The following is an 11690-nucleotide window of genomic DNA, read 5'->3' as shown; positions in this document are numbered from 1 at the left end:
AAAAGAATTTGAAAATGCTCTTTCTGTTATGGATGTGGCTAAATCCATTAGTGAAGGATTAGCTAGAAATGTGGTAGCAGCGTCTGTGAACGGAGAGGTTGTAGGTCTGGACCACATGATAGATAGTGATTGTGATTTAAACTTATTTAAATTTGAGGATAAAGAAGGAAAAGACGTTTTTAGACATACATCAGCACATATGTTAGCTCAAGCTATAAAGAGACTTTACCCAGAAGCAAAACTTGCTATAGGGCCAAGCATAGAGAATGGATTCTACTATGATATAGATTTAGAACATAGATTAGTTCCAGAAGACTTGGAAAAAATAGAAGCTGAAATGAAAAAAATAGCTAAAGAAGATTTAAAGATAGAAAGATTTGAACTTCCTAGAAATGAAGCTTTAGAGCTTATGAAAGAACAAGGAGAAGATTACAAGGTAGAACTTATATCTGATTTACCTGAAAGTGAAATAATATCTTTCTACAAACAAGGTGATTTTACTGATTTATGTAGAGGACCACATTTACCATCTACTAAAAAGGTTAAAGCTGTTAAATTACAAAGTGTAGCAGGTGCATACTGGCGTGGTGACGAAAAAAATAAAATGCTTCAAAGAATTTATGGAACTTCTTTTGAAAAAAATAAAGATTTAGAAGAGTACCTACATTTATTAGAAGAAGCTAAAAAGAGAGACCATAGAAAATTAGGTAAAGAATTAGGTTTATTTATGATACCTGATGAAGGTCCTGGATTCCCTATGTTCTTACCAAAAGGAATGGAACTTAAAAATGAATTATTAAAATTCTGGAGAGAAATACACAGAAAAGCTGGATATATTGAAATAGAATCTCCAATTATATTAAACAGAAAATTATGGGAGACTTCAGGTCACTGGTATCATTACAAAGAGAATATGTATACAGTTAAAATAGATGATGAGGATTATGCTATAAAACCTATGAACTGTCCTGGTGGATTAATTTACTACAATTCTCAATTACACTCATATAGAGATTTCCCAATGAGAGTTGCAGAGCTTGGTAGAGTTCATAGACATGAGTTATCTGGGGCACTACAAGGGTTAATGAGAGTTAGAGCATTTACTCAAGATGATTCACATATATTCATGTTACCAGAACAAATTAAAGATGAGATAAAAGGTGTAGCTAATCTAATAGATGGTATTTACAAGACTTTTGGATTTGAATATAATCTAGAATTATCTACAAGACCAGAAAATTCTATGGGAAGCGAAGAAGAGTGGGAAGCAGCTGAAAATGGATTAAGAGAAGCTTTAGAAGAGTTAGGTCTACCATATACTATAAATGAAGGTGATGGAGCATTCTATGGTCCTAAGATAGACTTCCATTTAAGAGACTGCTTAGGAAGAACTTGGCAATGTGGTACTATCCAATTAGATATGCAACTTCCAAGACAATTTGATAATACTTACATTGGACAAGATGGTGAAAAACATAGACCAGTTATGATTCATAGAGTTGCTTTTGGTAGTATAGAGAGATTCATAGGTATATTAATTGAGCATTATGCTGGTAAATTCCCAGTTTGGTTATCTCCAACTCAAGTTAAGATACTTCCTATATCTGATAAGTTTATGGATTATGCTAATGAAGTTAAAAAAGTATTATTTGATAAAGGCATAAGAGTTGAATTAGATGATAGAGCTGAAAAAATTGGATTTAAAATAAGAGAAGCTCAACTTGAAAAAGTTCCTTATATGTTAGTAGTAGGTGAAAAAGAAGTAGCTGAAAATAATGTTTCTGTAAGATCAAGAGATAAAGGTGAAATAGGTAGCATTAAATTAGATGAGTTTATAGCTAGTATCTCAAAAGAAATTGAATCAAGAGAAAGTATTATCCAAAACTAATATATAAAATAAAGTTAATTGATATATAAAATATTAACTTGTGTATAGCTAAGTATTTTTTGGATAGATAAGTATCTTATGAATAAATAAGTATAATTAGAGGCACATTTAGTCATATTTTTTATGATAATGTGCCTCTAATTTTTGTTTCTAAGATATAAAGATTTATCTTCATGTGATTTATATAACTTTTTAATATATATTTATCTTTATGTAATTTATATAACGCTTTAATATAGCTATTTTTTGTTAGTTGTTTTTTCTAATATTTAAATTGGCACCTGTAGTATCTACATACATCTTTGCAGTCCCATTTTTATAAATATATGAATCGCCATCCTGAAGTAATTTAAAGCTACTATTTAAATTACCAGATACCTTACTAAAATCTAAAGTAAATCCTGAATTTTCAGGAATATACAAATCAATATCACCAGAAATAGTATCACATTTGAAAGAAGATAACATTTCACTTGAATTAATTTTTATATCCCCACTAGTTGTATTTATCTTCAAATCGTCAGTTTTACCAGAAAGCTGAATTTTACCAGAGACTGAATTACAAATAACACTTTTACTATCAAGTTTTTTTATGTTGATATTGCTACTAGTTGTCTCCAAAGTAATTTTGTCAATCTTACCAGACATTTCTATATTACCTGAAACTGATTCAATATCTGTCATGTTACTTTTAAGATAAGTACTATATATATCTGCTGAAGTAGTAGATACATTTATATTGTTATATAATTTTTCAGGTAAATATAGTTCAAGTACTGTTGATTTTGGAAGTCCAATTCCAATGAAGAATTTTTTTGCAGAATTATCAATGATAGAAAGAGTATTGCCATCAACCCTTATTTTTGCAATCTTTTTCTTTGAAAAATTAGAAGGAGCTTTTTGAATTAATTTGATTTTATTAGAATTACTCTTTAAAACTCTAACTTCACCTGAAATCCAGTCAACATTAATATTATTTATTTTGTTTGAAAAACTCTCGCTTTTAACGGTTAGATACTTATCATAATTTTTATTAGAGGATAAAAAACTTTCATTTTTAACTGAATCTTTAATCAAATCTTTGACATCATATTCAGACGAAGTTATAGTATTTGTAAGGAAAACAATAAATATTATAGAAAATACTATAGCTACAATACTCCAAACAATAATTTTTATTTTTAAAAATTTTTTATTCATATTTATTATCATCCTCCGCGTCTTTTAATTGTAGTACCCCTTCAGCTATATGAATTCCAGCAGCACCTATTATGAATATTATCCATGAAAAGCTCCAAGCATCAAAACATATGTTAACAATTAAAAAAATACCAACTATTATCATCCAATATGCACTCATAAATGATTTATAAGCAAGATTTGTACTTTTAGTTTTTACTCTCCATTCTTTGAATTCTTCTACCATAGTATCATCAGATGGACTATAGTTTTGTTTTGTCATTCCATTGTAGACTAGTAGACCTGTTCCAACTGCTATTAGTATAAACATTGCAAGACTAGCCAGAGTTGGTTGGATACCAAAGCTTACAATTAAAACTGCAGTTAAAAATGGACTTATTATAAAAAGAGCAATTGCTATTGATACTCTCAAAGCTCTTTTCTTTCTTTCTTCAATTAATTCAGAAGGCATAAAATATGGATCTTTAACACTTTCAATTAATTCAGATAAATCTCCAATCCCAGATATTACTGAATTATATGCTTCTTGCTTTGATTTACCATTTTGTATTTGGTCGTTGTATTTTTCTTTTAGATTTTCGAATAGTTCATCTTTAAGTTCTTTGACCTTTCTTGTTTCTTTAACTTCTGTAAAGCTTTGTTCAATATAATCATGTATTTTATCTAACATATTTTCACCTCCTAAATTAATGTGTCTATTAACAATTTTGTATTATCCCATTCTTTACGGCTTTTTTTATATTTTTCTCTACCTTCGTTTGTTATAGAATAATATTTTCTTCTAGCACCAGTAACTTCATCTCCCCAATAAGATGTTATTGCACCAGATTGTTCAAGTCTACGAAAGGCTGTGTATAAAGTTGCTTCTTTTAACTCGTACAAGCCTTGTGTTTTTTCTAATATAGATTTATTAATCTCATAACCATAGCTATCTTTTTCAAGTAAATGCTTTAAGATAATTGTTTCTGTATGACCTCTTATCATATCAGATGCGATTGTCATAAACATCACCTCCGTTTAAGTATATAATACTTTTATATACTTCGCCTGTCAATGTATTTCGTGTGATAAAATTTATTTTATTATAATTCTTACGGCTTTATGCTGTTTTAGGGAAGAATTACATACTAAATTATATAAAAAACGTAATTTTATAGTTATTTATAGAGAAATGATGTTGTTATTAAATTGGAAGAAGGAATAATGCTTAAATACATTAGCATATGTAATGATATGATTAAAAAATAAAATAAAATTTAATTTATTTAGGATAATTCTATCAAGGTATTTACTACAGGTGTAGAGTCGTATATAATTAAGTTATATGGAAAATTTTAAAAATTAAATTATTAATACACTAGGAGAAAATATTATGATAAAGTCAAATTTGTTTTGGAATATTTTCATTGCTATGTCTTTTATCATAGAATGGTTTGTTTGTAAAAAAATACTAGATTACACAAGTATACAAAAAATTTCTAATGAAAGAATAAATATTTACATGATAGGTATTATTATTTTTGCTAATCTATTTTATTTCTTTGATGTACTTCCAAATATAAGAGTAATTATATCTATGATGATTATGGTTGTATTTTACAAAATTTCATATAGAGTAAGGCTTATAAAAGCCATACTAATATCTTTAATGTATTGGATGTTGTTAATGAGTATAGATGCTTTGAGTATGTCTTTAACAATTTGGATTAATTCTATAGATGATATGAGCAAAATGTTAACAGAAAATATATACAGAATTGAGTCGATTGTATCTGGAAAGACAATTTTGCTTTTAATTTTATTTTTATATAAGACATTAAAAACAAAATTGAATATAGAAATAAATAAAAAGACATTAACATATGTAATTATACCTATAATTGCCAATATAGCATCTTTTTTTACTATTTTTAAATACATATTTAATCCTAAAACTAGTGGTGGTTTAATACATAATTATCAATTACTTATTATCTCTATCATGTTACTTCTATCAAGTATTATCTTGATTTTAATTGCTAAAAAACTACAACAGTATAATGCATTGATAGCAGAAAATAATATGATTAAAAACGTTTTACACACTAAAAATGAATATTATGAGGATATAGAAAAGAAACATTTAAAAACTAGATTATTAAGTCATGATATGAAAAATCATATCTTATGCATAAAAACTATGGTTAAAAAAGGTATTGATGTTACCTCATATTTAGATGACTTACAGATGGAGATTCAAAGTAATGACATTTCATTTAATACTGGTAATTTTATCTTGGATGCTATATTGAGTGAGAAGAAAGAAGTTTGTGATAAAAATAATATAGAACTTAAAATAGGAATAAATTTTGGTCACTGTGAAGCTATTGAATTAATAGATGTATGCCATATATTTTCAAATGTCTTAGATAATGCAATTGAAGCATGCAAAAAAATTGATGAGGGAAGTAAAGTAATTTGTGTTAAAGGTGATGTTTTACAAAATTTTTATCTTATAAGAGTAGAAAACACTAAAGTAAATGAAATTATCACAAAGAATGGGAAAATTGTAACAGATAAAAAAGGTACACTTCATGGATTAGGAATAAAAAGTATAAAAAACGCTGTAAATAAATATGGTGGCAATGTTGTGATTGAGTATGATGATAAAAAATTTGTAGTTAAGATTGCTATACCACTTAGAAATGTAAAAAAAGCAATTAATATATAATTTGATTTGTCATGAGTAAATAATATAATTTTATAAATATAATGGACTTAATTATTACTTATAAGAATCTATTTAAATTAGTGTGTTATATAGTGAGTTATACATATAATGAGTTTGCATATAGTGTGTCGTACATATAATGAGTTTTAAAATATAAAATCTTAGATTTATAGATGATGTGGTTAGAAGTAGATAACAGGGGTAGAATCAGTAGATAACATAACATAAAAAAGAAGTTGCATCGAAAGGAGAAAAACTCTTTAGAGATGTAACTTCTATTGCAATTAAAGTTATGTTATATTGATAAAATTATTAAATTAACAAAATATTTGTATCAAGGTAACTGCTTATTAATGAAACTATTAAATTGATAAATAAATAATCAGATACTTTATATAAATAAAGTTGTTTTAGTATTTAATTTGATTTTATTATACTTACTTTATATGTATGATAGCCTATATTTCCATTTCTGGAATTAGGCTTCTCATAGCCTCTATAGTTGTTTGTATAAGTTTGTCAAGTTCCCAATCAAGCATTTCTGCACCACTTCTTATAACGTCTCTAGAACAGCCAGCAGCAAAAGACTTATCTTTAAATTTCTTTTTAACAGACTTTAATTCTAAATCAGATACACTTTTTGAAGGACGCATTATTGCAGCAGCACCAATTAATCCAGTAAGTTCATCTACAGCAAATAAAACTTTTTCCATAAATTGCTCTGGTTTAACATCTGAGCCAGTTAATCCATATCCATGACTTACAGTAGAATCGATTATTGACTTATCTAAATCAAGTTCAGTCATTAATTCTCTTTGCTTAACACAATGTTCTTCAGGATACATCTCAAAGTCTAAGTCATGTAAAAGTCCAACGATTTCCCAAAATTCTACTCTTTCAGGGTCGTATTCTTTTGCATAATATCTCATAACACCAGATACAATTTGAGCATGTCTTATATGAAATTCTTCCTTATTGTATTTTTTTAAGATTTCCCATGCTTGTTCTAAATTTGGCATGTAACTCATTACTATCACTCCTCTAGCTGAATATTTTGAATTTTTATAAAGCTTGTTTTTAATTGATTATATCAATCAATTTCCAATACGTCAACACACTAATACATAATTTTGCGCTTAAATTCAGAAATTAGTGAAAATTAAAATTTTATCAGTGTATATGACACATTCGTATATTATGCTACAGTTATATAGTTTTGTATGTTTTGTAAAGTTAATACTAAAATTAAACATAGTAATGCATCTATGAATATAAATGTTATACTGATATTATTTATGAAAAATACAATTAGATATATAATAAAATCTCTATTTGTTGTACTTTGCACTTTTGTCTTTTAACATTACTTTTGAAATAATTGCTATAAAGAATGTAACTACACCAACGCCTATGATAATAATGTAAACCCTATCTGATAATAAATCAAAAAGTTTACCATATATGACCTGACCAAGAGGCATTGCGGCTGCTGTTCCTGCAAAAAGTATTGCCATTACTTTTCCTAACAGTTCATTTGGAGTTTCTAATTGAGTGATTGTTATGGCAAATATTGAGATAATTGTTGTCATGAAAAATATTAACATAGAAGATATTACAAGAAATAAAAATGGTACTGCCAACCCTGTTTCTAATATAGATGGATATACTGAAAATGCCATTGGAATAAACATCAGTGCACATACACAAAGATATATATATAAATTACTAATTTTTAGATGTTTAGAGAACATGCCAACACTTATAGCAGCTACTAGCGAACTAAATGATATTGCTCCCTGTGCGGTACCATATAAGGTGTCATTAGCACCCATTGTTATTTTTATTATATAGGGGATACCTACAATTAGCATTGAAGTTAAAAATAGGTTTAATGCCATTGCTATAAATAATATTTTCAATAGAGTAGGATTTTCTTTACATATGTGGATAACACCATCTTTTATATCATTAAAGATAGATTTTATGATATTACCAGACTGTTCTTGTTTAACAAAAGGCATCTGAATAAATATTTCCATAATCGCTGATAAAAAGAAGCTTATACAACTGATAATTACAATAGCATTAATTCCAAGAATGCCATATAAAACACCACCTAGCACAGGTCCAGCGATATTTGTAAGAGATGCAACTCCAGCTACTATACCATTTGCATTCATTAAATTTTTACTATCAACTAGGATAGGTGTACTCGACTGAACAGTGGGTTGATACATCGTACTTATTACTGAAAGTAGGGTCATGATAATTCCTACAAGCAGTATTGAACCTTTATTGTTAAATAAAAATAATGCTAAGACTAGAACAGTTAAACTACTTGAAAAATCAAAAATAACCATTAAATTTCTTTTATTAAATTTATCTGCAATAGCTCCACCAATAGGGGAACATATTATAATTGGAATTGAAGATACTGCAAGTATTGTGGCAAATATTCCTGCTTTTCCTGTTATATCAAGTATGTATAGAGATAAAGCAAATTTAAGTATTGAGGCACCAAACAGCGAAATTATTTGACCTAATACCATTAAGTTGAAGTTTCTGTTGAAAGTATTTAGTGATTTTGTCATATATACACCTACCTATCTAAAATTATTAAAATATTTATAATAATTGTTATAACACCAATTACTATTGGAAATGTTCTTTTTATCTTAATTCCTAACACTATCAAAAATATAGAAAATATTATAGATAGAATAGAGTAAAAAGGCATAAGTTCACTACCAGGGTCTACAAGTTTTGTATGTATGTTTAATTTTTCATTTACTTTATATATAGCATCGTTTAGTTTTTGTATTAGTTCAATCATAGAGACCTCCTAAAAGAATTTTAAAGCAATTTTAACAGAAAAACAAAATTTGCTATTTTGCTGTGTAATTCAATTTATTTGTTTATTTAATTTGTTTATTTAATTTTATAGTTACTTATTCTACATAATCATTTATTTTACTTATATAATCTAGCAAAATTAGCACATCATATTATTCAAACATGTCATCTACAAGACTATCTATCATGAAATCAAATACTTCAAAATAGTTATATCCAATATCTTCTTTTAACAGTAGACTTGATAATAGAGCATTACAAACACCAAAGGCTTTTTCTTTCTCTATTTTTAGTTTAAAATCATATTTTTCAATTAAATCGTAGAAGCTTTGTATATTGTTATGTTCAAGCGTTGAAACCATATCTTTAGGTAATTTATTTAAAAAAGCAATAGAATCAGAATCTCTAGGACAATATAAGAATGGGTTTTTGTCATATAAGCGATATAACATCTTTAAAGATGCTACAAATCCTTCTTTTGCAGGCATATTATTCAATATTTCGTATATTGATGATATAAGTCTATTTTGAATTCCATTTAATACTTCAAAAAATAACTTTTCTTTTGAGTCAAAAAATGTGTAAAAAGAACCTTTTGCAATTCCTGCTTTTGAACAAAGTTCGTCAATATTAGTTTTTTTATATCCATATCTAGACCAGTGGTTTTCACATTCTAAAATTAATCTTTCTCTTATATTGTTTTTTTCAACTTCTGTAAAGCTTTTAGCCATATTTATCAATCCTTTCCATAAGCATGTATTATGTATGACTTAAAAAGTTTTTTTAGTCATATATATATGATATTGTCCATTTATAAATTTGTCAAGTATAAAGCTATTTATATTTATGTTATTTTTAATTTAACAAATTAAACTATAGATTGTTTTTCAGTTAAATAGGTTAATAAATCATATATAAATTGATAAAGATAACTAATTTAATGAATAGATAAAAAGAGAAGTAGTAAACAAAAGTAGTTAGGATACCTTAAGAGAGAAGTATTTAAATTGCAGGGATATATTAAGATAAAATCACATGAATTACAAAGATACTTAAATTACAAAAAATACTGATTATAAATTTTTTTTTGAGGTAAACGTTTATGAAAAAAAGAAATGTTTACATAACAAATAAATGGCTATAATTTAAATACATAATGTTATATCACAGAGAGGAATAAAAATATGTTTAATGAACTTAGAACAGAAGAAAATGTATATAAAAATTTAATAAATGGAAAATGGGTAGAATCCAATTCAAAAAAACCAATAGAAATTTACTCGCCAATAGATAATTCACTTGTTGGAAAAGTACAATCTATGACAAAGCATGAAGTAGATGAAGCTATTAAAAATACAAAAGAAAGTATGAAGGTATGGTCTGATATGCCTGTATATAAGAGAGCTAATATATTTCATAAAGCAGCTGACTTATTGATAGAGAATATGGATGAAATAGCTAAAATATTGGTACTTGAAATAGCTAAAGATATAAAATCTGCAAGAGCAGAAGTTGAAAGAACAGCAGATTTTTTAAGATACACAGCAGATGTAGGAAAGAATATGGAAGGTGAAGCTATTAGTGGTGATAATTTCCCTGGAGGAACACGCAATAAGATGTCTTATGTTTCAAGAGTTCCATTAGGTACTGTCTTAGCTATATCTCCATTTAATTATCCTGTAAATTTATCCATGTCAAAGATTGCACCAGCACTTATTGGTGGAAATGCAGTTGTCCTAAAGCCTGCTACACAAGGAGCTATTAGTGCACTTCATTTAGTAGAAATTATGAGAAAGGCTGGTATACCAGATGGTGTACTTAACACAATTACAGGTAGAGGTAGCGAAATAGGAGATTATGTTGTAACTCATAAGGGAATCAACTTTATAAATTTCACTGGTAGTACTGAAGTTGGTCAACATATATCCAAAATATCTAAAATGGTACCATTATTATTGGAACTTGGTGGAAAAGATGCCGCTATTGTATTAGAAGATGCAGACCTGGATTTTGCAGCCAAAAATATAGTGGCTGGAGCTTACTCATATTCAGGTCAAAGATGTACAGCAGTAAAGAGAATTTTGGTTCAAGAGAGTGTGGCAGATAAACTAGTTGAAAAAATAAAACCATTAGTAGAGAAGTTAACAGTTGGAAATCCAATGGATGAAGTAGTTATTACGCCTCTTATAGATAACAAATCAACTGATTTTGTTCAAGGATTAGTTGATGATGCATTGCATAAAGGTGCAAAATTAATAACAGGTAATGTTAGAAAAAATAATTTATTCTATCCAACATTGTTAGATAATGTAAGTGTTGATATGAAAATTGCTTGGGAGGAACCTTTTGGACCAGTACTTCCGATTATAAGAGTTAAAGATATAAATGAAGCAATTGAAATTGCCAATCAATCAGAGTATGGACTTCAATCATCAGTATTTACAAGTGATATTGATAAGGCTTTTTATATAGCTGATAAGCTTGAGGTTGGTACTGTTCAAATAAATAATAAGACTGAGAGAGGACCAGACCACTTCCCATTTTTAGGTGTGAAGGCATCTGGGATGGGAACTCAGGGCGTTAAGTATTCAATTGAGGCTATGACTAGACCTAAGGCAGTAGTAGTAAATGTTAAGGGGCTGTAGACTGCTTATAAAAGAAGTAAAAGAAGTAAAAGAAGTAAAGGAAATAGAATAAATAGAACAAATAAAGGAAATAAAATAAGTAACTAGAAATGTAAAAAAATAACTAGAGATATGGATAAATAACTAGAAATATAAAGATAAAAGTATAAATATATAAAAATTAATATAAAGGCAGGATAAAGTGGAGGTACTAATTTTCTCCACTTTATATTTTGTTTTTTAAGATAAATCGATACATTTTTATATTAGCAAAAAATTAAATTTAAAATTTAATTTATAAAGTATTAAATTTATCTGTTATTTTTACAAAGTATAGATATTCATATCATTAAGAATATTAATATAAGAATTTTATAGTTAAATGTGCATTTAAAAGTACAAAGCTATATAAAAT

General features: G+C 27.4%; 10 protein-coding genes. 3 read left to right on the top strand and 7 right to left on the bottom strand.

Annotated features, from left to right (window positions below; all coding sequences use genetic code 11):
- Positions 1 to 1888, top strand: a 1888-nt coding sequence (gene thrS, locus KGF52_RS18350) for a threonine--tRNA ligase (RefSeq protein ID WP_227841179.1), incomplete at its 5' end; no start/stop codon positions are given.
- A 249-nt stretch (positions 1889 to 2137) separates the two neighbouring features.
- Here the strand turns inward: thrS and KGF52_RS18345 are convergent.
- The 3 genes from KGF52_RS18345 to KGF52_RS18335 are packed head-to-tail and all read right to left on the bottom strand — an operon-like array spanning position 2138 to position 4090.
- Positions 2138 to 3088 (bottom strand): DUF4097 family beta strand repeat-containing protein, encoded by a 951-nt coding sequence (locus KGF52_RS18345; protein WP_227841178.1) that lies wholly within the window; start codon positions 3086 to 3088, stop codon positions 2138 to 2140.
- Positions 3081 to 3758 (bottom strand): TMEM198/TM7SF3 family protein, encoded by a 678-nt coding sequence (locus KGF52_RS18340; protein ID WP_227841177.1) that lies wholly within the window; start codon positions 3756 to 3758, stop codon positions 3081 to 3083. Before KGF52_RS18340 ends, KGF52_RS18345 begins: the two co-directional genes overlap by 8 nt.
- Before the next feature lie 11 nt (positions 3759 to 3769).
- Positions 3770 to 4090, bottom strand: coding sequence for a PadR family transcriptional regulator (locus KGF52_RS18335; protein ID WP_227841176.1), 321 nt, complete (start codon positions 4088 to 4090; stop codon positions 3770 to 3772).
- A 370-nt stretch (positions 4091 to 4460) separates the two neighbouring features.
- On the opposite strand from KGF52_RS18335, the gene KGF52_RS18330 reads away from it, so the two are divergent.
- A complete protein-coding gene (locus KGF52_RS18330; protein WP_227841175.1) occupies positions 4461 to 5798 on the top strand; it encodes an ATP-binding protein in 1338 nt (445 codons plus the stop codon).
- A gap of 458 nt (positions 5799 to 6256) precedes the next feature.
- On the opposite strand, the gene KGF52_RS18325 is transcribed toward KGF52_RS18330, so the two are convergent.
- From KGF52_RS18325 to KGF52_RS18310, 4 genes are all read right to left on the bottom strand, one after another.
- Positions 6257 to 6826, bottom strand: a complete 570-nt coding sequence (locus KGF52_RS18325; protein WP_227433591.1) for a hydrolase — start codon at positions 6824 to 6826, stop codon at positions 6257 to 6259.
- A 300-nt stretch (positions 6827 to 7126) separates the two neighbouring features.
- Positions 7127 to 8389 carry an MFS transporter gene (locus tag KGF52_RS18320; RefSeq protein WP_227828811.1) on the bottom strand — a complete coding sequence of 421 codons (1263 nt, stop codon included), beginning with the start codon at positions 8387 to 8389 and terminating at the stop codon, positions 7127 to 7129.
- A gap of 8 nt (positions 8390 to 8397) precedes the next feature.
- Entirely contained in the window at positions 8398 to 8631 is a 234-nt protein-coding gene (locus KGF52_RS18315; protein WP_227828810.1) for a hypothetical protein, read from the bottom strand.
- A gap of 172 nt (positions 8632 to 8803) precedes the next feature.
- On the bottom strand, positions 8804 to 9382 hold the full coding sequence (locus KGF52_RS18310) for a TetR/AcrR family transcriptional regulator (RefSeq protein WP_227828809.1): 579 nt from the start codon (positions 9380 to 9382) through the stop codon (positions 8804 to 8806).
- A gap of 453 nt (positions 9383 to 9835) precedes the next feature.
- On the opposite strand from KGF52_RS18310, the gene KGF52_RS18305 reads away from it, so the two are divergent.
- Positions 9836 to 11296, top strand: coding sequence for an NADP-dependent glyceraldehyde-3-phosphate dehydrogenase (locus KGF52_RS18305; RefSeq protein WP_227841174.1), 1461 nt, complete (start codon positions 9836 to 9838; stop codon positions 11294 to 11296).
- The last annotated feature ends 394 nt before the right edge of the window (positions 11297 to 11690 follow it).

This window comes from Clostridioides sp. ZZV15-6597, assembly GCF_020657815.1.
GTDB lineage: Bacteria > Bacillota > Clostridia > Peptostreptococcales > Peptostreptococcaceae > Clostridioides.
The sequence above is the reverse complement of the archived record's forward strand: the minus strand, read 5'-3'. Positions and strand labels throughout refer to the sequence as shown.